The sequence below is a fragment of the Pseudomonas sp. NPDC012596 genome (assembly GCF_042902325.1).
Lineage (GTDB): Bacteria > Pseudomonadota > Gammaproteobacteria > Pseudomonadales > Pseudomonadaceae > Aquipseudomonas.
This window is the reverse complement of record NZ_JBIBEB010000002.1, coordinates 403,660-429,312: the sequence shown is the minus strand read 5'-3', so window position 1 is coordinate 429,312 and position 25,653 is coordinate 403,660. Positions and strand designations below refer to the sequence as shown.

The window sequence follows — 25,653 nt, the reverse complement described above, 5'->3', positions numbered from 1 at the left end:
ATCAATGGATACCGGATATCCGGCGGCCTGCCTCAGACCACTGCCTGCCGCTTGGGTTTCCTCGGCAAGTACGATTCAATACGCACATTTTCGCCCCCAAGGATTTCCAGCCCCATGGCTACCCATACCAAGCAACAGAAACGCGCCAAACGCGCCGCCACCAAGGCCAAGCAGAACCGTATGGTGCGCAGCGGCCAGGCAGTCAAGGCCAGCGCCGGCGACAGCGCCAGCATTGAGCAGGTGTTCAACAAGGCCATGGAATCGGACAGCTACAAGGATATGTTCGAGAAGATGAAAGCCGCGCAGGAAACCAGCCTGGTGGCGATGATCTCGGTGTTCCTGGTCGACCCGCTGCTGGCCCTGGTACTCAAGGGGCACAAGGAAGAGCACGCCACCGACTACATCGTGCTGGTGTTCAACGCCTACCGCACCTGGCTCGATGGCGCCGACGAAGACACCACCATGGCGTGGCTGGAGAGCGACGAGTTCCAGGAAGCGTACATCGCCGCCTCCGAGCTGGTGGCCAAGCAGCAACAGCAGCAGAAACAGTTCGGCTGAGTTTGTACTGGTCTCTTCGCGAGGAAAGCCGGCCCCACAGGTTGTACACAGGCCTCGGGCATTGTGGAGAAACCTGTGGGAGCGGGCTCGCCCCGCGAAGAGGCCGGCACTGAGAACCAAAAAGGCCGCGCCCCTCACAGGGCGCGGCCTTTTCATTGCAGCCAGCGCGGGTCAGTTATCCAGCGCCACCCGCCCGGCCGCCTGGCGCTTGCGATGCACCAGCAAGCCAGCCGCCACAACACCAATGCTCAGCAGCGCGGTGGCGATAATCTCCGCCCGATGGTCTTCACGCAGCCCCATCACCACCAGCACGGCAACGATGAAGGCAATGGTCGCCCAGGTCAGGCCCGGGAACAGCCACATCTTGAAGTCGATCTTCTCGCCACGCGCTTCACGCTGGCTGCGCATGCGCAGCTGCGAAACGGCGATCACCAGGTACACCAGCAGCGCGATGGCGCCAGAGCTGGCCAGCAGGAACTCGAACACCTGGGCCGGCGCCACGTAGTTGGCGAACACGCAGAGGAATGCCGCTGCGGTCGACAGCAGTACCGCCACATGCGGGGTAGATGCCTTGGTGGTGCGCTGCGCAATAGCCGGAGCATCGCCACGCTTGCTCAGCGAGAACAGCATGCGCGAAGAGGTGTACAGCGCCGAGTTGAGGCAGCTGGTCACGGCGATCAGCACCACGATGTCGACGATCAGCTTGGCGTTCGGCACACCGATGCGGCTCAGCACGGTCTGGTACGAACCGGTCTCGGCCAGCGCAGGGTCGTTCCACGGCACCAGGGCCACGACCAGGAAGATCGACACCAGGTAGAACAGGCAGATACGCCAGATCACCGAGTTGGTGGCGCGGCTGATCTGCTTGCCCGGGTCTTTCGATTCGGCAGCAGCGATAGTGACGATTTCGGTACCCATGAACGAGAACATGGTGGTCAGCATCGCTGCCAGCACTGCGCCCAGGCCATTAGGCATGAAGCCTTGGGTATCGAAAAGGTGGCTTGCACCGCTGACCTGGCTATTGGGCACGAAGCCGAACATGGCCACGCAACCCACGACGATGAAGCCGATGATCGCCAGCACCTTGAGCAGTGCAAACCAGAACTCGAACTCACCGTAGTTCTTGACGCTGCACAGGTTGGTCAGGGTAAGTGCCAGGGTGATCAGCAGGGAGAAGGCCCAGAGATCCACCGCAGGGAACCAGGCGTGCAGGATTGCCGCGGCGGCGTTGGCTTCCAGCGGGATGACAAGCACCCAGAACCACCAGTACAGCCAGCCGATGGTGAAACCGGCCCAGCGGCCAATGGCGCGGTCGGCATAGGTTGAAAACGAACCGGTGTCCGGCGAGGCAATCGCCATTTCGCCGAGCATGCGCATCACCAGCACCACCAGGGTACCGGCGGCGGCATAGGCCAACAGCACGGCAGGGCCGGCAGCAGCGATGGCGTGGCCGGAGCCTACGAACAGACCGGCGCCGATGACGCCAGCAATGGACAGCATGGTGACATGCCGTTGTTTGAGCCCCTGAGCGAGGTCATTGGAATTGTTACCGCTCATAAAACTACCTTTGTAAGGAGTGGACCACCCGACTGCTGAAACGGAGCGCGCCCGGGGTTGGTTTAGGCGTCGCTGCAATCGGCGGATTCCATACGGCAATAAGCGGGCCATTTGCTGAATGCATTCGTCAGATTGATCTGGCAGCCGTGAAGGGCGCGGGTTGCAGGGCATTCGGCCAAGTGTGACCGAAAGGCCGCCAAATTCGCAGTAAATGACGAGATTACGGAAATACCCACTTACAAACGCACCAAAGGTGCTCCTTGGTAACACCTATGCACCATGGCAATACAAAAAAGTGCAACCTTGGGGTACAACCTGGGATCGGGTTGAGGCTATCGCGGCTGAAGCCGCTCCTACAGGGGATCGCAGTGGCTTGCGGAGCGGGTTTGGCCGCGAAGGGGTCAAAAGCGCTTCCCACACCTGCCCAAAGCTGGCACCATCGCGCCTTTTTTCATCAAGGCTCTGGAGTTGGGCGAGCCCCCTTGCGGACATCTGCGCGACGTTGCGCTGCAACGATGCGACAAATCCCCCGGCAATGCCCCGAGCCCCCTGCGACCCTGTTGGCCGCCATTATGCCGCTATGCTAGCTTGGCGCACGCCAGGAAGGCCGCCAACAGCTGGGAACGCACCCGAACACATGAGGACCGCACATGGCCCAGGCCACGCCCGCGCTGGAAATCCGCAACCTGCACAAACGCTACGGCGACCAGGAAATTCTCAAGGGCATTTCGCTGACCGCGCGTGACGGTGACGTGATCTCCATTCTGGGATCGTCCGGCTCCGGCAAGTCCACCCTGCTGCGCTGCATCAACCTGCTGGAAAACCCACACCAGGGCGAAATCCTAGTGGCCGGTGAGTCGCTGAAGCTCAAGGCTGCCAAAAATGGTGACCTTATCGCTGCCGACAACCGCCAGATCAACCGCCTGCGCAGCGAAATCGGCTTCGTCTTCCAGAATTTCAACCTGTGGCCGCACATGTCGGTGCTCGACAACATCATCGAGGCGCCACGCCGCGTGCTCGGCCAGAGCAAGGCCGAGGCGATCGAAGCCGCCGAAGCGCTGCTGAACAAGGTCGGCATCTTCGACAAGCGCCACAGCTACCCCGCCCAGCTTTCCGGTGGCCAGCAGCAGCGTGCCGCCATCGCCCGCACCCTGGCCATGCGCCCCAAGGTCATCCTGTTCGACGAGCCAACCTCGGCGCTCGATCCAGAAATGGTCCAGGAAGTGCTTAACGTTATCCGCGCACTGGCCGAAGAAGGCCGTACCATGCTGTTGGTGACGCACGAGATGAACTTTGCCCGCCAGGTGTCCAGTGAAGTGGTCTTCCTGCACCAGGGCCTGGTTGAAGAGCAAGGATCGCCGCAGCAGGTCTTCGAGAACCCGACCTCGGCGCGTTGCAAGCAATTCATGTCCAGCCACCGCTAACGGAGCAACACGAATGCAGACCTACAAGAAATTCCTCCTGGCAGCTGCCGCCACTCTGGTGTTTTCGGCCAATGCCATGGCAGCCGAAAAACTGAAAATGGGCATCGAGGCGGCCTACCCGCCCTTCAACAACAAAGATGCCAGCGGCCAGGTGGTCGGCTTCGACAAGGACATCGGCGACGCGCTGTGCGCCAAGATGAAGGTCGAATGCGAAGTGGTCACCTCTGACTGGGACGGCATCATCCCGGCGCTGAACGCCAAGAAGTTCGACTTCCTGATCTCCTCGCTGTCGATCACCGACGAGCGCAAGCAGGCGGTTGATTTCACCGACCCGTACTACTCCAACAAGCAGCAGTTCATCGCACCGAAAAACGTCGACTTCAAAACCGACCGTGCTTCGCTCAAGGGCAAAACCATCGGTACCCAGCGCGCCACCCAGGCCGCGACCTGGCTGGACGACAACGGTGGCATGGACGGCGAGTTCAAGGTCAACCTGTATGACGGCCAGGAAAACGCCTACCTGGACCTGACCTCCGGCCGCCTGGACGCCATCCTCGCCGACAAATATGCCAACTATGACTGGCTGAAGTCCGACGCCGGCAAGAACTACGAGTTCAAGGGCGACCCGGTCAACGACAGTGACAAGGTCGGCATCGCCGTGCGCAAAGGCGACAACGAGCTGCGCAACAAGCTCAATGCCGCACTGAAGGAAATTGTCGCCGACGGCACCTACAAGAAGATCAACGACAAGTACTTCCCGTTCAGCATCTATTGATTCGCCCCGACTGGCACGCCCTGGCGGCGTGCCAGTCCCTAGAACGACCCTGCCCATGAATATCGACCTGCACGGATTCGGTCCGGCCCTGGCGGCTGGCACCTTGATGACCGTAAAACTGGCGCTTTGCGCCCTGCTGCTTGGGCTGGTCCTGGGCCTGCTCGGCGCCCTGGCCAAGACTTCCCCGATCAAACCGCTGCAATGGCTTGGCGGCTTCTACTCGACCCTGGTTCGTGGTGTGCCCGAACTGCTCTGGGTATTGCTTATCTACTTCGGCACCGTTGGGCTGATGAACAGCCTCGGCAACGCCCTCAACATGCCCGGCCTGGAACTCAGCGCCTTCGCCGCCGGCGTGATCGCCCTCGGCCTGTGCTTCGGCGCCTATGCCACCGAAGTGTTCCGCGGTGCCATCCTGGCGATCCCCAAGGGCCACCGTGAAGCCGGCCTGGCGCTGGGCCTGTCGAAGGCGCGCATCCTCTCGCGGATCATCCTGCCGCAGATGTGGCGCATCGCCCTGCCCGGCCTTGGCAACCTGTTCATGATCCTGATGAAGGACACCGCGCTGGTGTCGGTGATCGGCCTTGAAGAAATCATGCGCCACGCACAGATCGGCGTGACCGTGACCAAAGAGCCCTTCACCTTCTATATGGTTGCGGCCTGCATCTACCTGAGCCTGACCATCGTCGCCATGACCGGCATGCACTTCATGGAAAAACGCGCCGCTCGCGGCTTTGCGAGGGCTGAGCAATGAATTGGGAAGTGATCATCAAGTGGCTGCCACGCCTGGCCCAGGGTGCCACGCTGACCCTGGAGCTGGTGGCCATTGCGGTTGTCGCAGGGCTGATCCTGGCGATCCCGCTGGGCATCGCCCGCTCCTCCAGGCACTGGTATGTGCGCGCCGTGCCTTACAGCTATATCTTCTTCTTCCGTGGCACGCCCTTACTGGTGCAGTTGTTCCTGGTCTATTACGGCCTGGCGCAGTTCGATGCGGTGCGTGCAAGCAGCCTGTGGCCCTACCTGCGCGACCCGTTCTGGTGCACGGTGCTGACCATGACCCTGCACACCGCCGCCTACATCGCCGAGATTTTGCGTGGCGCGCTGCAATCGATCCCCAAGGGTGAGATCGAGGCGGCTCGGGCGCTGGGCATGTCGCGCGGCAAGACGCTGTTCTACATCATGCTGCCCCGCGCTGCGCGCATCGGCCTGCCGGCCTACAGCAACGAAGTGATCCTGATGCTCAAGGCCAGTGCGCTGGCCAGCACCGTGACCCTGCTGGAGCTGACCGGCATGGCACGGACCATCATCGCCCGCACCTACCTGCCGGTGGAAATCTTCTTTGCGGCAGGCCTGTTCTACCTGCTGATCTCGTTCATTCTGGTACAGGGCTTCAAGCTGCTGGAGCGTTGGTTGCGCGTAGACGCCTGCCAGGGGCGCTGAGATCTCGCTGACCTCATCGCGGGCAAGCCCGCTCCTACAACCGGTGCTATGACTGTAGGAGCGGGCTTGCCCGCGATGAGGCCCTATAACCCCCACCCCCCTCAAGCCCATGCCCCCCTACCTCCACAGCCACCACCTAAACGACCGCTTCCAGGCCCTCGACCAGTTCCTGACCGAGCACCAACAGCTGTGGAAACCCAGGCCCTTCACCACCCTGCGCCTGGACTGGGAAGCCCAACACCCCGAACTCTCCGCCCACCTGCGCCACTGCAGCCTGACCGACGCCGAAGCCGACCTCGACCCGCAAGCCCTGCCCGCGCCTTATCCACAGTTAGCCGATAAAGCTCAACAGCTCTGCGCCCTTGGCGACCTACCCGACACCGGCCTGCCCCCCGCCGCCCACCGCCTGGACGTCAACGTGCCCGGCCGTAAATGGCAGCAGATCGAAGCCTTCAGCCGCCGCCTGGGCTTTCGCGCACAAACCCAGCACTGGCTGGACTGGTGCTCGGGCAAAGGCTACCTTGGCCGCCGCCTGCTGCAGCCTGGCCAGCAGCTGACCTGCCTTGAGTACGACGCCGCACTGGTCGCTGCCGGCCAGGCCTTGAGCGACCATCACCATTTGCCGGCCACCCACATCCATCAGGACGTGATGGCCGCCGACAGCCGCCGCCATCTCGACAGCGACAAAAGCGTGGTGGCCCTGCACGCCTGCGGCGACCTGCACGTGCACTTGCTGCGCGTGGCCAGCCAGCAAGGCTGCCGCCACCTGGCCGTGGCGCCGTGCTGCTACAACCGCATCCAGGCCGAGCACTACCAGCCGTTATCCACAGCCGCGCAACACTCGCCGCTGCACCTGTCACTGACCGACCTCGGCCTGCCCCTGAGCGAAACCGTCACCGCCGGCGCACGCGTGCGCCACCAGCGCGACAGCTCCATGGCCCGGCGCCTGGGTTTCGACCTGCTGCAGCGCCAACAACGCCAATGCGATGACTATCTGCCTACCCCGTCTTTGCCGGTTGCATGGCTGAGCAAACCCTTCGAGCAGTACTGCCGCGACCTGGCCGCGCTGCGCGACCTGGAACTCACCCTTACTCCCGACTGGGAAGCCCTCGAAGCCGTCGGCTGGCAGCGCCTGGCTGCAGTGCGCAACCTCGAACGGGTGCGCAACCTGTTCCGCCGCCCCCTGGAGCTGTGGCTGGTACTCGACCGCGCGCTGTTCCTTGAAGAGCAAGGCTACACCGTGCGCCTGGGTACCTTCTGCGATTACCCGCTCACCCCACGCAACCTGCTTTTACTGGCAGAACGCGACAGTTAGCCACAGCACAACCTGTGGATAAGTCTGTGAACAAGCTTGTGATGAATGTTTGCAGCCAAGCGCTATTTCAAACGCCTGGCTTATTCCGAAGTGCTCGCCAAGCCCAGTAAAAACAGGCATTTGCGCAAAGACCGACGGCGTGTGGAATCGGCATGCCTTTCGCGCAAGGCATGGATGCCTCTTGTGCATAAACAAAAAATCCATTAGGCAAAACCCACTCCTTGTAGGAGCGGGCTTGCCCGCGAAAAGACCCCAAGTCGCTCACAGGTCATGCGCGGAGACTGTGGGAGCGGCCTATGTCGCGATGGGCCGCAAAGCGGCCCCACCTCAGGCAATGCATAACTCAAGTGAGCAGCATTACCCACTTCACCGGACTCTATTCCTGCCCATCTCAATATCGTTCATCAAAGCCTTAGCCAATGAACTGAGATAATCCGCCGCACCCAGCAGCTTATGGTCGTCCTCCATATCACCTTCACGCACCAGGTGCTTGATGTAGCCCAGCAGCACTGACACCTGCTCATAGGCCGCATCGATTGGGATACCGGGCTGCACACGCAGGAGGCCCACCGCCGGGTTACCGACTTCAAGGAATGTTTCGAGGCCCGCGGTGGTAACAGGCTTGGGATCCTGACTCATTGCACCGCCTCCTTAGCCTGGGCGTCTTCCAAACGCCGCTTTGCATGCTGCACCAGCACGCAGGCCGAATCGGCTGCATGGGCGGCGTTGACCAGCAGGTGCAGGCCGGGTTTTCCGGCGTGGTCACGGCAATGGTTATCGATGGTTTCGGCTACGACACGCATAAGCTCGAGGGCGTGGGCGATGGCGTCGGTTGGGGAGATGTCGCTGTGGATCGAGAAATATGGCGTGGTGATGAGAGGGCGCGGTGGGTCTGGAACGATTTTCTTCATGGCTAATTCCTTATTCCAAGGGAAAGGCCTGCCACGAAAATCTTTCTCACGGATTTGGGTGGCAGCCGTACGCGGGGTGAGAAACCGAGGGAATAAGGAAGCTCGGCCAGACCGAAGTCTGCCCGCGTACGACCACCATGTGGCTACTGCTTATTCGCAATCGGGTTCTCACACCCGGTCACCAGAATCGGCGACCCAGGAACGGTATCCCTGAGTGTCTTTCACGCCAATCGTGAAGCTTCAGCAGCGCGCGTAGGATAATTCCCAAACACCCCAACCCTGAAGCATTTGGTTTCAGCTTCAGAAATCCCTTACAGATGCCCCCCAATCCCACAGCCCCACCGCCCGGTTTTTGTGGGAGCGGGTTTGCCCCGCGAAGAGGCCCGCACATTCAGCGCCCTCCCGCCCCAAGGCACCGCAACCCCAAGCCAACGGTGTATCATCCCCACTCCAAATCATTAAAAAGCTACGTCGCGCGCTGCCCGCCAGCCCCGCGACCGTCTGGCGTTGCGCCAGACCGACATGGACAAACGGACTTAGACATCGTGACCCAAGCCAAACCCCTCGCCCTGCTGGCCTTCGCGCTCACCCTGACCGCCTGCAGCAATAGCCCCGCGCCCCAGCCCACCAGCAACCTGGGCTGGAACACCCCAGCCATGCAGCTGGGCGGCGACAACGGCCTGCCCCTGCGCACCGAAAGCCCCTGCCGCAAGCGCGGCTGCGACAACGACAAGCTGTTCTTCAACCCCGGCAAGACCGAGCCAAACGTCAATACCATCCACCGCGGCTGGTAGGAAAATTCTCCTTTTAGGCCGGTGACTTAGGTCATTTTCGAGTATTTGAAAGGAAGTGGTTTACAGGCGTCGAACGATCGTTATAATGACGCCCCATTGCCGGTATAGCTCAGATGGTAGAGCAACTGACTTGTAATCAGTAGGTCCCGGGTTCGATTCCTGGTGCCGGCACCAGACGCAGTATCAAAAAGGCTCACCGAAAGGTGGGCCTTTTTTGTTTCCGCCAGCCCCGAATTCCCCCCTTCGCCCAGCCAACGTCGTGTTGTCACAAATCCCCCGAAGCCACCACGACCGGTGTAGGAGCTGGCTTGCCTGCGATGGGCTGCACAGCAGCCCCAACACCCCAAAGCAGATGCAATGCTCTACTCACCAGCACAGCTCAAAATCAGACACCCCTCCACCAGAAACGCTTTGACTCGCCAGCAAACGCCCGCTACGATTTATCGCAAATTTGAGATATTTCTACTGAGGCAAGCCAATGGCGCTTCAATTCCACGAAAGCCCTTTCCACGCCACCCACGACGCTGATACCGCCAGCAAAATGGCCTTGAAAATGGACTTGTCCATCTTCATCACTGACTGCATCAAAAAAATGGGCCTCAAGCAGCATGAGGCTGCGGCCAAGCTGAACGTAACCCAATCCCGCATATCCGAGCTTGCAAATGGCAAGATCGAGAAATTCACCTTAGACGCCATGATGGACATGCTGGACAAGCTCGGCTTTCGCACCACCCTGAGCCTGCCTTCGAACGATGCTGGCTCGCCCCCCCAGATCGTGATCACCCAAACGCCTGGCAGCTAAACCCTGTATCCCATTTTTCTCAGTTCTTGCTTCAACTCCTTCATCCCCTGTTCGGCGACCTGCATCGCGTGCCGGTCAGACCCATTGGTCGTTTTTACGAACGAATGCAACACGACGACCATGTCTGCATATTTGGCCACATACACGCATCGGAATGCGGGGCTGCCGTTGATGATGAGCTCAATCGCACCCGCCCCTACCGACTCGGTCAACGACTTGACCGGCCGCTCTGGGTCCTGACCATACTGGATGCGTCGCAGGTCTTTACCAAAATCGTCCTGAACGTCCTTGGGTAGGTCTTTGTATTCACGCTCAGCGGCTGCACTCACAAACGCAAATTTTTTCAAGCGTGTATCCACGTCGAGATGCTGGATGGGTGGATGGGTGGATGGCATGGGGGCGAGGAGGCGAGGAGGCGAGGAGGCGAGGAGGCGAGGAGGCGAGGAATTTAGCGCAGTGGCTTGCAGTTAGCGGGAGTAGAAATGTTTCGCGATATAACCCTCAAATATCGTGTTTCTTCCACCCACTGAAATGAATTCGACCATGAACTGGGACACGGTCAGATCAATGTCGTCGCTGCCTAAATTGGAGGACGGACATGAAGAAGCCATTCGACATGTAACTGTTTCTAACTGGTGTGCTGACTGGCTCGCATGTAACACGGAACGGCATCTACGTCAGGCAAGTATCATCCAAAGAAAATAGCAGAACGATGGGAGCTAGAAACCCCTGGGCTTGGCAAAGAAAACATGTCGAATGGTTTTTTACTTGTCGCCTCACTCAACACAACAAGGCGACAAAATATTATTATTTGACAGTCCGGGCACCCACTCGCCGTTTAGAGAACTCATGGAAGTTCAAGCAGATTCTTTAAACGATTAACATTTTCTAAATAATTTGCAGCATAAACTCCAAACGGATGTGTCATTGAATTCTCTTGCTCGATCCAGGCCTTCAAATCCCATCCAAGATCCAGTAAATCAGATGCAGCGAAGACAAACTCCAGAGTATCAGTGAGGAAGGCAAACTCCGTGAAATTATCTTCATAATCAAATGAACGCTTGCTGCCATGCACATAGTGATTACGTGACAATACCGCATGATTACATGGCAAGTACAAATCTGGAAATCTTTCTCCAACCGCCGCAATTACCTTTTCAGCTCGGTGATATATTTTATCGCGCAAACTTGCCTTTCCAACCCTCCCTAAGCTCGATAGAACAGACTGCCTAGCGAAGCTATCCGGCAACGCTTTGAATATATCACGGCATTTTTTCACTGCATCTTTGAGCAAAGCATCTGCTTCCTTTACTTTAGGCGCATGGCTCTCAGGCAACAAGTCAAACATATTGGCAGCACCAACTATACGATTGATACTATAGCTATCAAAGAAAGCAGTCGCGAATCGTGTCCTGGGGTGGTTCATACTCCCAGCACTATTGATCCAACCTGTCATTACTTTGGAAAATTCATCGGGACGTCGTTCTGGAGACAAAAGGGCGTCGCCCAGACTGATCTTTGAATCACCTTCAACACGTTCGTTGCACAGGCTCCAATATAAGCGTGCACAACTAGGGATATCAGGCGCCGGGGCCGTTGAGCGATGGGTGAGTTCGAGCTCAATCCAGCGATAACGCTGACGGTGTCCAAGGATAAGCTCAAACAAACTGTGCAAGCCTATAAGTGTATCAATCGCTACGCCTAGCGTCTTAGCTTCTTTAAATTCGATATTAACAGTGACTTCATTGCTTATTCCGATTCCGGCAGCACTTCCCATATTATGAGAAGTCCTATTCGTCAATGATATTTTGCCAACATCTGCCTGACCAGCTAATATTTCCCATGCGCCGCTGAAATACAGAAGATGCGGATAATCACCAATCTGAGGGTCAAATTCAAGCCTTGTCCATCCATAAGTTTCTCCTATTTGCTCCTGACGCTTGTGATCATTCTCAAGGAGCTGGCGAACGTCTTCTACGCCTGGATGTAATGCCTTGAAAGTTTTGTGATTGCTTAGAAGACGATCGACGTTCTCGAAATGGTAGCGAACTGCCTGAATGACGGACTCACCAGAGCTAATGTACTCTTCACCGACAGCAACAAAGTGTGGAAAGAAGATACTTTCACACTGCGAGTTATCATCGAATCTATATTTATTCTTACCATTCAGCACACAATCCAGAAGCGAGACCTTTTTACCATCGTTCATCACCCCGTGAATATCTGTATATTCGGCCTCGGGACACTCCCAGAATTTCTGCCCAACAAGTTTCAGATTACTGTTCGCTCCCGCAACCTTTAGAAGCCCGGCAAACTGGCTATCAGTTGAAAGAAAAATTCCATTGTACTGTTCGTGCGTATGCATAAGGAGTCACCAGCAGTCAGCTATAAAGGAACTAGGTAGCCATGATTACCAAAAAAGCAATCTGTAAGTAAAAAATAAGCAACTAAGCAATAGTTGGCTTGAAAAATTAAAATATGTTTCACATGTAAAAATAGCCAACCACACCCTGAAACTTAGACAACATGTTTCGATATATATATCTTTGGCTTAAGCCCGAACCCTCTGACAAGCTTGTGCCATGACTCCACAGCTAGAAGAAACTGAATGGAATTATAGTCAGTAATCTTTTCTATATCACCCTCAAACACAAACCACAATGAAGCCGTTTTTATTGACTTATCAAACTTTATCACCTTCCTTTTGATCAACTCTATGGAGTCTTTGGACTGCTCGATATTGTAGATCAACTCAGAATTGGTCTCAGAAATCTTTACAGAAATGATCTCACCCGACTTATATATATCAGCGACCTCAACCCGGTACTGGTTTTTCTTTTTCTTAAGTGACTGTATCAGAGTCAACTGCCTATCAAGCAATACAAACCCACGATCAGCACATATTTTCTGGTTAAAATATGCTTCCCGATAAGTTAGCTTATCATCGACTTGCTCGTTGGCAGCGATTCTTCGTTCTTTCTGGGCTTTCCAGCGCTGAAAGTCTGCTTCTATTAAATCCTCTTCAACAACTATATCGATACTTTCCAAGGAACGCTTCAGATAATCCATGAAAGTCTGGTTGAATACAAACCACTCCCCTCCCTTAAGGAAGTAATCTGCACCATCGAAGGATATTGGAAAGTCAAGCAGCTCTTTAAGCGGCTTAGTAAAAGCCCCAGACTCCTCGTTCTTAAATTGGACAGAGATCTCATTAATGTTCGTAATCTCAGCATGGTCTTGAATAAAGCCTGAGACACTAGCAATGTCTAGCGTATTCCCTAAACTCTTGCGAAAAATATCACCCTCAGTTTTTGCTGAAATTCGATAGTCGTAGTCATGAAAACTAAAGCATATCGCAACCCCGTGCACTTGGAACTCCTGAATGGCGACTCCCCCCTCACCACGTTTCAAACTCTCAAACGCTACAGAATCCAGCTCACCGCTCAACTCCTCTGTCACAGCCTCCAATTTTGGCAAGTGTATGATTTTATCGTCCTGGTAACTTTTCTCAATCTGCTCAAAAATTTCTGACAATTCAAGCGGCGCCTTATCCATGTCCATTTGGATAGAGTCTGCAAAAATAATATTACGTTTACCCCAAATATCTTTGTCTGCTGCTTTTAGCTTGAGGTGATCGACCGACTCCCCAGGCTCGTAACTATCAATCTGAAATTGTTGGTACGAAGAAACATCCTGTCTTTTTGTACCCGTAAAGTATCGACTTTTCTTCAGCAATATTGAGTTTTCGTCTGCCATACGAATGGCCAAATCAATACCGAAATCAAGCTGGATAAATTTAGATAGATAAAAGTGCGACTTACCCAAGCTTACCGCATAAATGGTTTCAGGCTGGGCTATATGTTGGCAAAGCAACATCCCGAAATTGAAAACATTTTTAGGTACTGGCAAATCATCTTTAAAGAAGTTCCGATACGTATCCCACCACCAAACGTCATTCCCCGGATTAACTTCAGAATAGTAAAATGTCTTTGAGTAAGCATTTGCAACATGAGTCTTCTGCTCAGCTAACCCCACCGTTCGGAGCTTTTCTTTGAGCTGCTCCAACTTATGGGGTTTTACCTTGTATATATTATAAGTATTGGCCATGCCCGTCTCCTTCGGAGTATCTTCCCTAGCGAGTACTAAAGGTGCCATTTCTGAATCCCCAACGCAATATGTGCGCATCCTAGAAAGTCACTGAATCACTTTTATGGATTTTCTCAAAGCCATACAACTCCAGTCGGGTTTGCTAAGCCACTTGGAGAGTTCTAATGAATCAAATATGAAATCAACGGGGTGGATTTAGAATAGTTTTAGCGATACTAATCAGGAGGAGAGCTTTAAATTTCGTTGTATATCATAGAGTTAACGGCTGATTCGACTCCTGGTGCCGCACCATACGCAGTAGCAAAGAGGCTCATCGAAAGGTGGGCCTTTTTTGTTTGCGTTGTCTAGATTGTCCCTGCCAAGCCAAGCTCAGGCAGCCTCCCGCGCCCACGCCTCCCAGCCAAGGCACGCCAGCGCCAATGTGCGCGGCACTGCTTCTCGGCCACTGCTGTATCGACTGATGCTACGCGCACTCACGCCCAGCGCTTCCGCGGCCTGGTCGAGCGTCATCCGATGCCGCAAGCGCCAGCTAATGAAAATCCGCGTGTTTTCATCCGGCGCTGTCTGGGCAAGGGTGTCCAGCAACAACGAGTCTGCCCCGATTTGAATATCCAGCGCCGGCCATTCAACTGTCCATCCCCCGTCACCCAGCGTGGCGCCTTGGAACGCATTGCCCTTAGCAAGAGGGGCCAGCCCCGGATACGCCGCAAGCGAATCGCTCAAATCCAGGTCGTATCGCTGACCATTGGTAAAAGTCAGCTCCAGCCGCACGCCCGGCCGTGGCTGAACAGCCCGCAGGCGGGGACGTTTCATCGATGCCATTTCATCCACTCCTTCAACAGATCGGCCTGATTGGCCGCGACCCACGCTAGGGCCTCCTCCACCACTTTGGCCGGTGCCTTGCCCTGTATCACTGCAACATATTCAAGACTGGTTACCACATCTACACCGCCTACCGTGAGGTGTACCTGCGGTGGCAAATGGTCCCTTGCTCGTAGCTTGATGCCGGCCAACTCCCCCAGTCTCCACATACTGCCCCGGCCTGCCGGCCTTGGCCCTAATCCCGCCTGAGCACTGAAAAGAATATTCCCACAGCCCACTAGGAATTCGAGACCTTGTTGTAAAGCAAGGCAGCCTGCAGGATTCGCCACCCCATCCCCGTCTTCGCCCAGCCAAGCGCGTCGAAGCCCTGGAGATTTTCAGAGCCATTAATGCGTACCCAATATATCCGTCATGCCTGAGGCAGCCGCTTACCTGCACCTGAGCACAATTCGGGCGGCTTCTTACCACCAGGCCTCGACCCAGCTCCCATGCGCAGATCCGCCTCGACCATGTCGACCTTGAAAATACTTATAAAACACTCATAATCAACTTATTGAGGACAGGGCTGTCTTGAACACGATTCACTGGTCACGCAAAGCCGTGAAGCAGCTCCGAAAGGTCAACAAGACCGACCAGCCCAAGCTCTACGATGCCGCCCAGGCACTAGGCCACATGCCGGACGTCCTGAACGTCAAGGCGTTGGTCAACCACCGGTATGGTTACCGGCTCCGTGTGGGAAACTACCGCGTGCTTTTTGACTGGGATGGCGGGGTGAGGATCGTCAACATCGAGGAGGTCAGGAAGCGCGATGAACACACCTACTAACGTACAGATCATCAACGGGGCAGATGGCCGCCCTGCTTTCGTCGTGCTGCCGTATGCCGACTACATCGCAAGCCGCCCACAGGAGGACTTGGTCCCCAATGACGTGGTTGGATACATGGTCAAAGAGGGGCTGACTCCCATTGCTGCATGGCGCAAGCACCTGGACCTTACACAAGCGGAGGTTGCCGAACGCCTGGGCATAACCCAGTCAGCCTACTCGCAGCAGGAGGCCGCAGAACGCCCACGCAAGGCCACACGCGATAAAATCGCAGCCGCGCTCGGCATCCCGGTGCAGTCGCTCGATATTTAGATCCGCAAGTGTGGGAGCCCGTCAGCCCTCTCACCCCAAACCTCGAACATTTGCCTCAGAGACCTTCAAACGCACCCGATCTCAGCAGCCTCGGCCCCACCCCCAGCGCCTCTTCTATCCCCTTCCTGGCCTCGCCCCTGACGGATGGCAACCTGAGGAAGAGGCAAGCGGAGTATGAGCACCTCCAGCGTGACTCTGGAGGTGCAACCCTCAGAACGCCGTACTCACCGTCACCGACACATTCCGCGGGTCCCCATAAATCGCCCCGGCATAGAACCCGTACTGGGTGTAGTAATGCTTGTCGAACAGGTTGTCGACATTAAGGCTAACCGAGGTGTCGTCAGTCACCTGGTACTTGGCCATGGCATTCCAGATCGCATACCCCGACCAGTTCACATCGGTAGCCCCCGCACTCACGCCGTTAACCGGCTGCCCGGCAGGGCTCGAGATCGCGCGGATGTTGCTCTGCGCCTTTACCCCAGCGCCCACAGTCAGGCGGTCGAGCGGGCCGGACAGGCGATAGGTGGTGGAGGCCTTGAACAGGTGCGACGGGTCGCTGCGGCCGTCACTGTCGACGCGGCGGAAGTGCAGGTAGGTATAGCCCGCGTACAGGTTCCAGTTCGGGGTCAGGGCGCCGGCGATTTCCAGGTCGATGCCGTCGGTTTCCTGGCCGGTACCGGCCTTGTAGGCATCGCCACCGGTCGGGGTGGTCAGGCCGTCGTCGAGTACTGCCTTGTTCTGCTGTTTGGTGCGGAAGTACGCCGCAGAGGCGTTCAGGCGGCCATCCAGCCACTCGCCCTTGATACCGGTTTCGTAACTTTTGCCGCGGATCGGCTCGACCTTGGTGCCGCTCTCGGTCTCTGCCGTCTGTGGGTTGAAGATGTCGGTGTAGCTGGCGTACAGCGAGTAGGTGTCGTTTAGGTCGTACACCGCGCCCAGGTACGGCGTGACGATGCCGCTGTTCTGCTGGTTGCTGCGCACGCCGCTGACATTGTTGGTGGTGGCGGAGTAATCGGTGGTGCGTACGCCAACGATGACCGACAGCGGGTCGGTGATGCTCAACCGGGTGGCCGCGTACATGCCTTGCAGGCGGGTGGTGGTTTTGCTGTGGCGGCCGGTGCGCGAGGCGAGCATGTCGTAGTCGCTGTCCACGCCGTTGTGCCAGTCGGTTACTGGCAGGCCGTTGTTGGCGCGGAACTGGCAGCCTACCGAAGGTGCGGTGATGCGGTCGGCGCCGACCATGGTGCAGGTGTATTCCGGCGACCAGGCTACGGTGCGGCTGTCGTTGTAGCCGACCATCGCCTGATGGGTGCGGCCAAACAGCTGGAACGGCCCAGACAAGTCGATTTGCGCGGACTGCTGGGTGGTGTCGCTGGAGCTGTGCAGGCCGTTGAGCACTGCACCGCTGCCGTCCTGGCCCCAGTAGCCGCCGTAGCTGCCGCGCCCGGCCGAGTTGACCTTGGCCAGGCCGCGGTGGTTGAGCACCTCGGCGGTGCTTTGGGCCACTTTCAGGTCCAGGGCCCAGCCGTTGTCGAAACGGTGTGCCACGGAGCCGAAGGCGGTACGGGTGGTGTATTCGCCGAAGCTCCAGCTCGGTACCAGGTTGGTGCTGCGCGGCAGGTTGGTGGTGCTGCCGTCGCGGTACCAGATCGGGATGTTGGCGCCCCAGCCGCCGCCTACCACTTTGTTGTATTCGTACTGGTAACCGGCGCCCAGGGTGGTGGCGTCATCCAGGTCGAATTCGAAGTTGGCCAGGGCCGCGCGGGAACGCTCGGACTGGTTGTCGCGGAACGAGTTGGCGTCCTGCTGGGTCATCACGAAGCGCGAGCGCAGGCGGCCATCTTCGGACAGCGGCAGGTTGAGGTCGGCGCCCAGGCGGCGTTTGTCCCAGCTGCCGTAGGTGGCGTAGGCGCTGCCGCCAAAGGTTCTGGTCGGCGCCTTGCGGATCAGGTTGACGGTGGCCGAGGGGTCGCCGGTACCGCCGAGCAGGCCGTTGGCGCCACGGACGATGTCGATGCGCTCGTACAGGTCCATGTTCAGCGCGTTGCCGCCGCCGCTGAAGTCCGAGCCGCCCTGAAACTGCAGGCCGTCCACCTTCCAGTTGCTGATCGAGTAGCCCCGGGCACGGAAATCGGTGCGCCCGCCCACTTCAGACTTGCTCGTGCTCACGCCTGGCGTGGTGTCGAGGGCCTGCTCGATGGTGTGGATATCGCGGTCGTCCATCTGCTGGCGGGTGATGCTGGTGACAGACTGCGGCGTCTGCCTGGGGGTAAGATCCAGGCCGGTGGAACTGCGGGTGCTTTCTACTGTGTAACCCAGTTGCCCGGCGGCGTCGGCGGGCAGCAGCGCGCTGTCTTCGATCTGCGTGGCGTCCAGCTCCAGCGGCTGGCTTTCGGCGGCCACAGCGCTACCACTGATGGCCAGCGCAACGAACAAGGCAAGCGGGTGAATCGTCATGCTTTGAGGTTTCATTTGGGAAGGCTTCGTATTTGCAGATGATTTTTTGTTAGGATTCTAGGCATCCGCCCCCTTGGCTCCATGCCCGGCTTGTATGGGGATGTAATCGAATGTAATGAGCGCTGCTGGCACTCACCGAACAGGTGTTTTTAGTAATGAGCACTACCTTGCTGGTCGTCGATGATGACGACGAGATCCGCGAACTTCTCTGCGATTACCTGACCGATGCCGGCTACACCGTGCTGGCTGCGGCTGATGGAGAAGCCATGCGCCAGCAGCTGGCGCGGCATAAGGTAGAGCTGGTGGTGCTCGACCTGATGCTGCCGGGCGAGGACGGCTTGAGCCTGTGCCGGCAACTGCAGGCCGTGCCGGGCCTGGCGGTGATCATGCTGTCGGCCAAGGGCAGCACGCTGGACCGCATCATCGGCCTGGAAGTGGGTGCCGATGATTACCTGGCCAAGCCGTTCGAACCTCGCGAATTGATAGCCCGCATCAAGGCCGTGCTGCGCCGCCCCCAGCGCCTGGATGCGACTGTCGAACAACCTGCGCCAGCAGCCCAATGCTTTGCAGGCTTCAGCCTGGATCACGTAAAACGCCTGCTGACCCGCCCGGACGGCGAAACGCTGACCCTGCCGCGCTCCGATTACCGGGTGTTGCGTGAGCTGCTGGAGGCCAACAACCGCGTGGTTTCACGCGACCAGTTGACGCGCAGCGCATTCGGCCGCGACCACCACCCCGACGACCGCTCGGTAGACATGTGCATCAGCCGCCTGCGCCAGCAGCTGCGCCGCGCGCCCGCCAGCGATGTGCAGATCCTCACCATCCGCAACGAAGGCTACCTGATGAGCATCGCCCGCGCCGAAGCAGCCAGCTGAAATGCGCTGGCTGCGGCGGCTGTGGCCGCGCACGCTGTTTGGCCAGCTACTGCTGATCATGGTCAGCGGCACGCTGGTGATCCAGTTGATGTCCAGCAGCATCTGGTTCGATGTGCGTTTTGCCCAGGTGCTCGAGGCCCCCGTCAGGCTGATGGCTGCGCGCAGCGCACCGCTGATCGCCCAGGCTGACTGCCACGTTGCCCCTGCTTTGCAGGTGCCGGCCCACTACCAACTGCGCTGCGCCGACGATGTGCCACCTGTTGAGGAAGACCACCGCCGCGGGCGACGCCGCGTCGAGCTGCTGCTGCAACAGGCGCTGAAGTACGAACTGGGGCATGCCCAGGCGGTGCGGCTGCTCAAGGTGCAACTGACCGATGAGTTGGGCCAGCCGATCGTCTGGCGCAGCCTGTTCGGGCTGCGCACAGCCCAGGCGCATATTCAGTTCGCCGTCCCTTTGGCCGACGGCCACTGGCTGACCATCGACGGTCAGGAATTGCAGGGCTGGAGCGGTGAGTCGGCGTGGGTGCTGATCAGCGATTACCTGCTGCGGGTGTATGCACTGCGTATCGTCGCAGTGCTGCTGGTGTGCCTGATCGCGGTACGCCTGTGCCTGCGGCCGCTGCGGCGCCTGGCCGATGCCGCGCGTGGCCTGGGCGGCAACCTGGAACAACCACCCCTGGCCCTGGATGGCCCGGAGGAAGTGCGCCAGGCTGCCCAGGCCTTCAACGCGATGCAGCAACGCCTTATTGCCATGGTCAACGACAAGGCTTACTTCCTGGCCGCCGTGTCCCATGACCTGCGCACCCCGCTGACACGCATGCGCCTGCGCCTTGAACGGCTGCCGAATGATGACCACCGCGAGCGCTTGCGGCAGAACATCACGCAGATGGACGACATGATCGGCCAGGTGCTGGATTACTTGCGCGCAGGCGAACAGCAGAACCTGCAACACGTCGATATCGACCGGCTGGTGGCACGCTTGTGCGCCGACCTGGCCAGCGCCGACGAGCCGCTGCCGGTGCAAGGCAAAGCGGGCAGCCTGCGGGTCGATGCCTTGCTGCTGCAGCGTTGCCTGCAGAATTTGCTGGTCAATGCGCTGCGCTATGCCAGGGAGGTATCGGTCACGCTCGAGCGCGCATCCACGGGCGTTTCCATCCATATTGATGACCGCGGGCCCGGCATTGCAGTAGGGCTGCTGGCGACCATTACCGATCCTTTCGTACGTGGGGAGAATTCGCGCAACCAAGCGTCCGGCGGCTACGGGTTGGGGTTGAGCATTGCCCAGCGGATTGCCGCCAGCCATGGCGGTGAGCTGATGCTGACCAACCGCGACGGTGGCGGGTTACGCGTGACTGTGCTGCTGACCGGGTAGGGCTGCTGTGCAGCCCAATCGCCGGCAAGCCGGCTCCCACAAAGTGGACTGCCCCAGGGTTGGATTGGTGTCCAAACTTTGGGGGCAGTCCCAAGACCGCGCTGGCCCCGAAGGCACCGGTATACCTGTGGGAGCCGGCTTGCCGGCGATGGGGCCCCAAGCCACAACACAACCCATCATCAGGTAACAGTGTTTTACCGATTCCCCTGGTTTTCCGAACGGCCAGTTTACCTATGCTTGCCCGGTCATCCTGCCTGCGATGGACCTATGAAACACGCCCTCCCCAGCCGCTACGCCTGCCTGGCGATCTGCCTGGCATTCACCTTCGCCAGCCTGCCCTTGCTTGCCACGCACACATGGCTCTGGCCACTGACTGCGGTCACCGCCCTGCTCAGCCTGGTCGGCCTCAATGATCTGCGCCAAAGCCACCACGCGGTGCGGCGCAATTACCCGATCCTGGGCAACATCCGCTACCTGATCGAGACCATTCGCCCGGAAATTCGCCAGTACCTGATCGAAGGCGACGACGACAAACTGCCCTTTTCACGCTCGCAGCGGTCACTGGTCTACGCCCGCGCCAAGAACGAAAGCGCCGAAAAAGCGTTCGGGACGTTGAACGACGTGTACAAACCCGGCTTTGAATTCATCAGCCATTCGATGCTGCCGGTGGCCACCCCAGACCCTGCCTCGTTGCGCATCGCCATTGGCGGGCCGCAGTGCCGCCTGCCCTACTCTGCCTCGATTTTCAATATTTCGGCGATGAGCTTCGGCGCACTCAGCGCCAACGCCATCGCCGCGCTCAACCGGGGCGCACGCCTGGGCCGCTTTGCCCATGACACCGGCGAGGGCAGCATCAGCCCCTACCACCGCGAGCATGGCGGCGACCTGATCTGGGAAATCGGCAGCGGCTATTTTGGCTGCCGCACCGACCAGGGCCGCTTCGACCCAAAACGCTTCGCTGAACAGGCCCGCGACCCGCAAGTGAAGATGATCGAAATCAAGCTCAGCCAGGGCGCCAAACCGGGGCACGGCGGCATCCTGCCGGGGCACAAGGTCAGTTCGGAAATCGCCACCACCCGGGGTGTGCGCGAGGGCGAGGACTGCATCTCGCCAGCCGCGCACAGCGCGTTCCACACCCCGCTGGAGCTGCTGCACTTTGTTGCCAGCCTGCGTGAGTTGTCTGGCGGCAAACCGGTGGGCTTCAAGTTTTGCCTGGGCCACCCGTGGGAGTTCATGGGCATCGCCAAGGCCATGCTGGCCACCGGCATCACCCCGGATTTCATTGTCGTCGACGGCAAGGAAGGCGGCACCGGCGCAGCGCCACGCGAGTTCAGCGACAACATGGGCGTGCCCATGCGCGAAGGCTTGATGTTCGTGCACAACACGTTGGTCGGCCTGAACCTTCGCTCGAGCATTCGCATCGGCGCGGCGGGCAAGATCGTCAGCGCCTTCGATATTGCCAGCGTGCTGGCCATCGGCGCCGACTGGGTCAACTCGGCGCGCGGCTTCATGTTCGCCATTGGTTGCATTCAGTCGCAGAGCTGCCACACCAACAAGTGCCCGACCGGCGTGGCCACCCAGGACCCACTGCGCCAGCGCGCGCTGGTGGTGCCGGACAAAGCCGAGCGGGTTGCCAGCTTCCACCGCAACACCCTCCACGCCCTGGCCGAGATGCTTGCGGCCGCAGGCCTGGAACACCCTTCGCAGCTCAAGCCCAAACACCTGGCCCGGCGCATCAGTACCTGCGAAATCAGCTTGTTCTCGGACTTGCACCAGTTTCTCAAGCCAGGCGAATTGCTCAGTGGCTCGATTGAAAGCGAGTTCTACGCGCGCATGTGGCGGATGGCGCGTAGCGACAGCTTTGCACCGGAGACGGGGGAGGTTGCTTTGACAGAGGTGAGGGTGCGGCGCAAGGAGGCGGAGCCGGCTTGAACGACCGGTCCGGCGCCGGCAAGGCCGCTCCCATAAACAAACACAGGGCAGCCTGGTGCCAGCCAAGGGCTGCGAAGCAGCCCCCGTTTGATCGGTATCAGAAGATGCTGATCGGGTACTCGACGAATACGCGGACTTCGTTGCCGTCGTCGTTGTAGCCGTTCTGCTGTACAGCGTTGTTGGTGCGAAGGAACGAGCTGCGCAGCTTGATCGACAGGTCTTTGGCCGGGCCGTCCTGTACCACATAACGGATCTGGTTGAAGATCTCGCGCTCTTTACCTTCGCCGAAGCCTTGCGGGTTGGCGTTGTTGCGGGTGTTGATGTTGTCACCCACTACGTAGGCCAGCTTGTAGGTCAGGCCCGGGATGCCATAGGCACCAAAGTCCAGGCCGTAGCCCAGCTGCCAGGAACGCTCGTCTTCGGCGTTGAAGTCGGACCAGTAGGAGTTGGCCAGGTAGATGGTCGAACCACCGTCACCCACGCCGCCTTCGTTCTGGTACCAGCCGTAGTTGTAACCGGTGCTGCCGGTGCTGCGCTGGTGCGCCAGGGTGAACGAGTGCGCGCCGTAGGCGTAGGTCGCAGCGAGGCTCCAGATGGTGTTGGAGTCGCCGTTCAGGCCGGCGGCCTGCACGTACTTGTTGTCGATGTCCGACTTGTAGCCGTTGAAGTCCAGGGTCAGCGACTGGTCATCGGCGATCGGGAAGACGTAGTTCAAGCCCAGGTAGTGCTTCTTCATCACGTCTTCGTTGTCTGCGGTGTACAGCGACGCGGTGAAGTTGTCGGTGAACTTGTAGCTACCGCCGAAGACGTTGATCGACTTCAGGCCACCACCGTCACGACGCTCGGCGCTCTTGCGCGCTTCCTGGGTGAAGCGGCCGGCGTTCAGTTCCAGGCCTTCGATTTCCTTGGAAGTGATCAGGGTGCCGGTGAAGCTTTCTGGCAGCAGACGCCCATCGTCGTACTGCAGCACAGGCAGTGCCGGCATCTGGTCACCGTACTTGAGCACGGTGTTGGAAATGCGGAACTTCACGGCTGCGCCAGCGCGGGCCAGGTCGTGCGGGCCGCTGGCGTTGCCATCGGCGTTCTTGGTGTTGCCCGGCTTGAAGAAGTCGACACCGGCGCCACCGTTGTGGCCCTTGCCGCCGTCCAGACGCACGGCGTACAGGCCAAATGCGTCGACGCCGACACCTACGGTGCCCTGGGTGAAGCCAGAGGAGAAGTTGGCGATGGCCGCTTGGCCCCATTCGATCTGGTCATCGGTACCGTGTTTCTTGTCACGGTTGATGTAAGCGTTACGCAGGAGAACGTTTGCGTGGCTGTCTTCGATAAAGCCCTTGCTGTCGGCCTGCTCGTTGGCCTGAGCCTGGGTCGCGGCGATCATCGCCAAGGCGACCAAGCTGATCCTGGTTTTCAACATGTTGTTTTTTTCCTTATTTCTTAATCAAAAACGCTCTGCAATATGACGCCAGGAACCAACGCCCCTTCGTAGGTTCGACGCTATGCGGATCCAAACTGAAAAGCCCGCCAAGGGTTATGTGACGGGCCTTGTGCAGCAGCATGGCCATGTCATGGCCAGCAGGCGTTGGCCGAATCCTAGCCGTGTGCGATTACAAATGTCAAAAAGTCGTGAAATGCAGGTCGATATAACCAAAATAACCGGGAGGTACAGGGCATTTCCATGCACGATCACGCCATCAGCGGACATTTTATCTTCTGTCAGATGAGTCGTTTTGACGCATTGGATAATTCGCAGCCACGGGCAAAAGACTAACTGACGCGTTCATACTGCGATCTTTGCTGTCCGCACAAACAAAAACGCCACCGCAATTGCGGTGGCGTTTTTCTTGGGGCGGGCTGATGCTCTGTCAGCGCCAATCACTCAACAGTGCTTCCAGCTCCGCATCGCTTATCAGCCCTTGGGGATAGCGACCGTCAAGCAGACGTCGTGGGTCGGTCGTCCTGACCCTTTTGCTTCCAAGGTGTCTCAACCACTGCGTCAATGTTTTGAGCGATTGATGATTCACTGCCGATGGGCGCAAAGCCGTCTCACTTGCTGCATTCATGTCTACACGTACTCCTGGCCCGTGAGCGGCTAATCTACGTCGCGATTGTTACAGAACGGTGTGATCGGTCTGTCCGGTTAACCCTCTGAAAACAATACAAAACATATGCCATTTCTGACTGCCGGATATCGCCGCAAAAAAAAGACCCGTCACATGACGGGCCTTTGAATGCACGGTGCTGTCAGCGCTTGACCGGCGCCGGTTGCTGCTGGGTCAGGCAGTGGATGTTGCCGCCCCCGAGCAACAGCTCTCGGCCGGGGATCATCACCACTTCGTGGTCCGGGAAGACCTTGGCCAGGATCGCTCTGGCCTGGGCATCCGCAGGGTCATCGAAGCTCGGCGCGATGATGCCGCCGTTGACGATCAGGAAGTTCACGTAAGAGCCGGCCAGGCGTACCGACGGGTCGCGCTCCTGGCTACCGGCCACCTGGTCAACGCCCGCGCACTCTTCTTCAGTGGCAAACAGTGGGCCAGGGATCGGCATCTTGTGCACCACAAACTCGCGGCCCTTGGCATCGCGGCTGTTTTTCAGCACATCGTAGGCTGCATGGCAGCGTGCGTAGTTGGGGTCATTGGAATCATCGGTCCAGGCCAGTAACACTTCACCTGGGCTGACGTAACAGCAGAAGTTGTCGACGTGGCCGTCGGTCTCGTCGTTGTACAGGCCGTCCGGCAACCAGACGATGGTCTCGACTGCCAGGTGCTCACGCAGGATCTCTTCGATCTGCTCGCGGTTCAGGTGCGGGTTGCGGTTGCGGTTGAGCAGGCACTCTTCGGTGGTGATCAGGGTGCCTTCACCGTCCACATGGATCGAGCCGCCTTCGAGCACGAAACCTTCGGTGTGGTAGCGCTGGCAGCGCTCCATTTCCATGACCTTGGCCGCCAGTTCCTCGTCGCGGTTCCACGGTGCGTACAGGCCGCCGTCGAAGCCGCCCCAGGCGTTGAAGCCCCAGTCCACGCCGCGCACTTCGCCGGCATCGTTGATGACGAAGGTCGGGCCGGTGTCGCGCACCCAGGCGTCGTCGTTGCTGATCTCAACCACGCGGATGTTCGGCAGGTCGAGCTGGCGGCGGGCGTTTTCGTACTGGCCGGCGGAAACCGCCACGGTCACCGGTTCGAAGCGCGCGATAGCCTTGGCCAGGGTCACGTGGGCAGCCTGCGCAGGCTTGCCGCCCAGGCGCCAGTTGTCCGAACGCTCTGGCCAGACCATCCATACCTGACTTTGCGGTGCCCATTCGGCAGGCATGTGGAAACCGTCGGCGCGGGGGGTGGAGTTGAGGGTTTTCATGGTTAACCTCTGCAAAGGCCCTAGGCCGA

Annotated in this window: 24 protein-coding genes and 1 tRNA gene; 14 read left to right on the top strand and 11 right to left on the bottom strand. The window is 58.6% G+C overall.

Annotated features, from left to right (window positions below):
• The first annotated feature begins 114 nt into the window (after window positions 1-114).
• Window positions 115-558, top strand: coding sequence for a hypothetical protein (locus ACFY68_RS04510; protein WP_346613540.1), 444 nt, complete (start codon window positions 115-117; stop codon window positions 556-558).
• A gap of 171 nt (window positions 559-729) precedes the next feature.
• Here the strand turns inward: ACFY68_RS04510 and gabP are convergent, their stop codons facing one another.
• On the bottom strand, window positions 730-2,115 hold the full coding sequence (gene gabP / locus ACFY68_RS04505) for a GABA permease (RefSeq protein ID WP_346613539.1): 1,386 nt from the start codon (window positions 2,113-2,115) through the stop codon (window positions 730-732).
• 650 nt (window positions 2,116-2,765) lie between these two features.
• On the opposite strand from gabP, the gene ACFY68_RS04500 reads away from it, so the two are divergent.
• The 5 genes from ACFY68_RS04500 (at window position 2,766) to ACFY68_RS04480 (ending at window position 7,066) form a co-directional block, all read left to right on the top strand.
• On the top strand, window positions 2,766-3,539 hold the full coding sequence (locus ACFY68_RS04500) for an ABC transporter ATP-binding protein (protein ID WP_387523694.1): 774 nt from the start codon (window positions 2,766-2,768) through the stop codon (window positions 3,537-3,539).
• 13 nt (window positions 3,540-3,552) lie between these two features.
• Window positions 3,553-4,314, top strand: coding sequence for an ABC transporter substrate-binding protein (locus tag ACFY68_RS04495; RefSeq protein WP_387523692.1), 762 nt, complete (start codon window positions 3,553-3,555; stop codon window positions 4,312-4,314).
• A gap of 55 nt (window positions 4,315-4,369) precedes the next feature.
• Window positions 4,370-5,065: an ABC transporter permease gene (locus ACFY68_RS04490; protein WP_387523689.1), complete on the top strand. Its 696-nt coding sequence runs from the start codon at window positions 4,370-4,372 to the stop codon at window positions 5,063-5,065.
• Window positions 5,062-5,751, top strand: coding sequence for an ABC transporter permease (locus ACFY68_RS04485; protein WP_346613535.1), 690 nt, complete (start codon window positions 5,062-5,064; stop codon window positions 5,749-5,751). Before ACFY68_RS04490 ends, ACFY68_RS04485 begins: the two co-directional genes overlap by 4 nt.
• A gap of 109 nt (window positions 5,752-5,860) precedes the next feature.
• Window positions 5,861-7,066, top strand: a complete 1,206-nt coding sequence (locus tag ACFY68_RS04480; protein WP_387523686.1) for a methyltransferase — start codon at window positions 5,861-5,863, stop codon at window positions 7,064-7,066.
• Window positions 7,067-7,432: 366 nt separating this feature from the next.
• On the opposite strand, the gene ACFY68_RS04475 is transcribed toward ACFY68_RS04480, so the two are convergent.
• Together ACFY68_RS04475 and ACFY68_RS04470 are read right to left on the bottom strand one after the other, a co-directional pair.
• On the bottom strand, window positions 7,433-7,705 hold the full coding sequence (locus tag ACFY68_RS04475; protein ID WP_387523683.1) for a DUF3077 domain-containing protein: 273 nt from the start codon (window positions 7,703-7,705) through the stop codon (window positions 7,433-7,435).
• On the bottom strand, window positions 7,702-7,977 hold the full coding sequence (locus ACFY68_RS04470) for a hypothetical protein (protein ID WP_387523681.1): 276 nt from the start codon (window positions 7,975-7,977) through the stop codon (window positions 7,702-7,704). The genes ACFY68_RS04475 and ACFY68_RS04470 overlap by 4 nt, the downstream gene beginning before the upstream one ends.
• A 545-nt stretch (window positions 7,978-8,522) precedes the next feature.
• Between ACFY68_RS04470 and ACFY68_RS04465 the strand changes: the two genes are divergently transcribed.
• From ACFY68_RS04465 to ACFY68_RS04455, 3 genes are all read left to right on the top strand, one after another.
• Window positions 8,523-8,771, top strand: a complete 249-nt coding sequence (locus tag ACFY68_RS04465; RefSeq protein ID WP_387523679.1) for a hypothetical protein — start codon at window positions 8,523-8,525, stop codon at window positions 8,769-8,771.
• A gap of 98 nt (window positions 8,772-8,869) precedes the next feature.
• Window positions 8,870-8,945: transfer RNA gene (locus ACFY68_RS04460), tRNA-Thr, on the top strand.
• A gap of 304 nt (window positions 8,946-9,249) precedes the next feature.
• Window positions 9,250-9,573, top strand: coding sequence for a helix-turn-helix domain-containing protein (locus tag ACFY68_RS04455; protein WP_387523676.1), 324 nt, complete (start codon window positions 9,250-9,252; stop codon window positions 9,571-9,573).
• On the opposite strand, the gene ACFY68_RS04450 is transcribed toward ACFY68_RS04455, so the two are convergent.
• The 5 genes from ACFY68_RS04450 to ACFY68_RS04430 all read right to left on the bottom strand — a co-directional run bounded on the left by ACFY68_RS04450 (window position 9,570) and on the right by ACFY68_RS04430 (window position 14,711).
• Entirely contained in the window at window positions 9,570-9,920 is a 351-nt protein-coding gene (locus tag ACFY68_RS04450) for a type II toxin-antitoxin system RelE/ParE family toxin (protein WP_387523810.1), read from the bottom strand. The two genes, ACFY68_RS04455 and ACFY68_RS04450, sit on opposite strands and share 4 nt — an antisense overlap.
• 500 nt (window positions 9,921-10,420) lie before the next feature.
• On the bottom strand, window positions 10,421-11,938 hold the full coding sequence (locus ACFY68_RS04445; protein WP_387523673.1) for a HEPN domain-containing protein: 1,518 nt from the start codon (window positions 11,936-11,938) through the stop codon (window positions 10,421-10,423).
• A 152-nt stretch (window positions 11,939-12,090) separates the two neighbouring features.
• Window positions 12,091-13,680, bottom strand: a complete 1,590-nt coding sequence (locus tag ACFY68_RS04440; RefSeq protein ID WP_387523670.1) for a DUF6119 family protein — start codon at window positions 13,678-13,680, stop codon at window positions 12,091-12,093.
• A gap of 369 nt (window positions 13,681-14,049) precedes the next feature.
• On the bottom strand, window positions 14,050-14,502 hold the full coding sequence (locus tag ACFY68_RS04435; protein ID WP_387523667.1) for a DUF2442 domain-containing protein: 453 nt from the start codon (window positions 14,500-14,502) through the stop codon (window positions 14,050-14,052).
• Window positions 14,490-14,711: a DUF4160 domain-containing protein gene (locus ACFY68_RS04430; RefSeq protein WP_387523665.1), complete on the bottom strand. Its 222-nt coding sequence runs from the start codon at window positions 14,709-14,711 to the stop codon at window positions 14,490-14,492. The genes ACFY68_RS04435 and ACFY68_RS04430 overlap by 13 nt, the downstream gene beginning before the upstream one ends.
• A 361-nt stretch (window positions 14,712-15,072) precedes the next feature.
• On the opposite strand from ACFY68_RS04430, the gene ACFY68_RS04425 reads away from it, so the two are divergent.
• Both ACFY68_RS04425 and ACFY68_RS04420 read left to right on the top strand, forming a co-directional pair.
• On the top strand, window positions 15,073-15,327 hold the full coding sequence (locus ACFY68_RS04425) for a type II toxin-antitoxin system RelE/ParE family toxin (RefSeq protein ID WP_387523662.1): 255 nt from the start codon (window positions 15,073-15,075) through the stop codon (window positions 15,325-15,327).
• On the top strand, window positions 15,311-15,637 hold the full coding sequence (locus ACFY68_RS04420; RefSeq protein WP_387523659.1) for a helix-turn-helix domain-containing protein: 327 nt from the start codon (window positions 15,311-15,313) through the stop codon (window positions 15,635-15,637). Before ACFY68_RS04425 ends, ACFY68_RS04420 begins: the two co-directional genes overlap by 17 nt.
• A 210-nt stretch (window positions 15,638-15,847) precedes the next feature.
• Here the strand turns inward: ACFY68_RS04420 and ACFY68_RS04415 are convergent, their stop codons facing one another.
• Window positions 15,848-18,109 (bottom strand): TonB-dependent siderophore receptor, encoded by a 2,262-nt coding sequence (locus tag ACFY68_RS04415; RefSeq protein ID WP_387523657.1) that lies wholly within the window; start codon window positions 18,107-18,109, stop codon window positions 15,848-15,850.
• Window positions 18,110-18,249: 140 nt separating this feature from the next.
• Here ACFY68_RS04415 and ACFY68_RS04410 point away from each other — a divergent pair, with 140 nt between their 5' ends.
• The 3 genes from ACFY68_RS04410 to ACFY68_RS04400 all read left to right on the top strand — a co-directional run bounded on the left by ACFY68_RS04410 (window position 18,250) and on the right by ACFY68_RS04400 (window position 22,273).
• Window positions 18,250-18,969 carry a response regulator gene (locus ACFY68_RS04410; RefSeq protein WP_387523654.1) on the top strand — a complete coding sequence of 240 codons (720 nt, stop codon included), beginning with the start codon at window positions 18,250-18,252 and terminating at the stop codon, window positions 18,967-18,969.
• 1 nt (window position 18,970) lies between these two features.
• On the top strand, window positions 18,971-20,341 hold the full coding sequence (locus ACFY68_RS04405) for an ATP-binding protein (protein ID WP_387523651.1): 1,371 nt from the start codon (window positions 18,971-18,973) through the stop codon (window positions 20,339-20,341).
• A gap of 267 nt (window positions 20,342-20,608) precedes the next feature.
• Complete coding sequence (locus ACFY68_RS04400; protein ID WP_387523647.1) at window positions 20,609-22,273, top strand: FMN-binding glutamate synthase family protein; 1,665 nt, start codon at window positions 20,609-20,611, stop codon at window positions 22,271-22,273.
• Between the two features lie 97 nt (window positions 22,274-22,370).
• Here ACFY68_RS04400 and ACFY68_RS04395 read toward each other — a convergent pair whose 3' ends face one another.
• Both ACFY68_RS04395 and aguA read right to left on the bottom strand, forming a co-directional pair.
• Entirely contained in the window at window positions 22,371-23,690 is a 1,320-nt protein-coding gene (locus tag ACFY68_RS04395) for an OprD family porin (RefSeq protein WP_346613518.1), read from the bottom strand.
• An 827-nt stretch (window positions 23,691-24,517) separates the two neighbouring features.
• Window positions 24,518-25,624, bottom strand: coding sequence for an agmatine deiminase (gene aguA, locus ACFY68_RS04390; protein ID WP_387523644.1), 1,107 nt, complete (start codon window positions 25,622-25,624; stop codon window positions 24,518-24,520).
• Between the last annotated feature and the right edge of the window lie 29 nt (window positions 25,625-25,653).

Coding starts and splice junctions, on each gene's coding strand:
- ACFY68_RS04400 (WP_387523647.1), top strand. CDS start 20,609: ATGAAACACGCCCTCCCCAGCCGCTACGCCTGCCTGGCGATCTGCCTG.
- ACFY68_RS04440 (WP_387523670.1), bottom strand. CDS start 13,680: ATGGCCAATACTTATAATATATACAAGGTAAAACCCCATAAGTTGGAG.
- gabP (WP_346613539.1), bottom strand. CDS start 2,115: ATGAGCGGTAACAATTCCAATGACCTCGCTCAGGGGCTCAAACAACGG.
- ACFY68_RS04500 (WP_387523694.1), top strand. CDS start 2,766: ATGGCCCAGGCCACGCCCGCGCTGGAAATCCGCAACCTGCACAAACGC.
- ACFY68_RS04395 (WP_346613518.1), bottom strand. CDS start 23,690: ATGTTGAAAACCAGGATCAGCTTGGTCGCCTTGGCGATGATCGCCGCG.
- ACFY68_RS04410 (WP_387523654.1), top strand. CDS start 18,250: ATGAGCACTACCTTGCTGGTCGTCGATGATGACGACGAGATCCGCGAA.
- ACFY68_RS04430 (WP_387523665.1), bottom strand. CDS start 14,711: ATGTGGAGACTGGGGGAGTTGGCCGGCATCAAGCTACGAGCAAGGGAC.
- ACFY68_RS04470 (WP_387523681.1), bottom strand. CDS start 7,977: ATGAAGAAAATCGTTCCAGACCCACCGCGCCCTCTCATCACCACGCCA.
- ACFY68_RS04490 (WP_387523689.1), top strand. CDS start 4,370: ATGAATATCGACCTGCACGGATTCGGTCCGGCCCTGGCGGCTGGCACC.
- ACFY68_RS04475 (WP_387523683.1), bottom strand. CDS start 7,705: ATGAGTCAGGATCCCAAGCCTGTTACCACCGCGGGCCTCGAAACATTC.
- ACFY68_RS04495 (WP_387523692.1), top strand. CDS start 3,553: ATGCAGACCTACAAGAAATTCCTCCTGGCAGCTGCCGCCACTCTGGTG.
- ACFY68_RS04480 (WP_387523686.1), top strand. CDS start 5,861: ATGCCCCCCTACCTCCACAGCCACCACCTAAACGACCGCTTCCAGGCC.
- ACFY68_RS04405 (WP_387523651.1), top strand. CDS start 18,971: ATGCGCTGGCTGCGGCGGCTGTGGCCGCGCACGCTGTTTGGCCAGCTA.
- ACFY68_RS04510 (WP_346613540.1), top strand. CDS start 115: ATGGCTACCCATACCAAGCAACAGAAACGCGCCAAACGCGCCGCCACC.
- ACFY68_RS04455 (WP_387523676.1), top strand. CDS start 9,250: ATGGCGCTTCAATTCCACGAAAGCCCTTTCCACGCCACCCACGACGCT.
- ACFY68_RS04485 (WP_346613535.1), top strand. CDS start 5,062: ATGAATTGGGAAGTGATCATCAAGTGGCTGCCACGCCTGGCCCAGGGT.
- ACFY68_RS04445 (WP_387523673.1), bottom strand. CDS start 11,938: ATGCATACGCACGAACAGTACAATGGAATTTTTCTTTCAACTGATAGC.
- aguA (WP_387523644.1), bottom strand. CDS start 25,624: ATGAAAACCCTCAACTCCACCCCCCGCGCCGACGGTTTCCACATGCCT.
- ACFY68_RS04420 (WP_387523659.1), top strand. CDS start 15,311: ATGAACACACCTACTAACGTACAGATCATCAACGGGGCAGATGGCCGC.
- ACFY68_RS04435 (WP_387523667.1), bottom strand. CDS start 14,502: ATGGCATCGATGAAACGTCCCCGCCTGCGGGCTGTTCAGCCACGGCCG.
- ACFY68_RS04415 (WP_387523657.1), bottom strand. CDS start 18,109: ATGAAACCTCAAAGCATGACGATTCACCCGCTTGCCTTGTTCGTTGCG.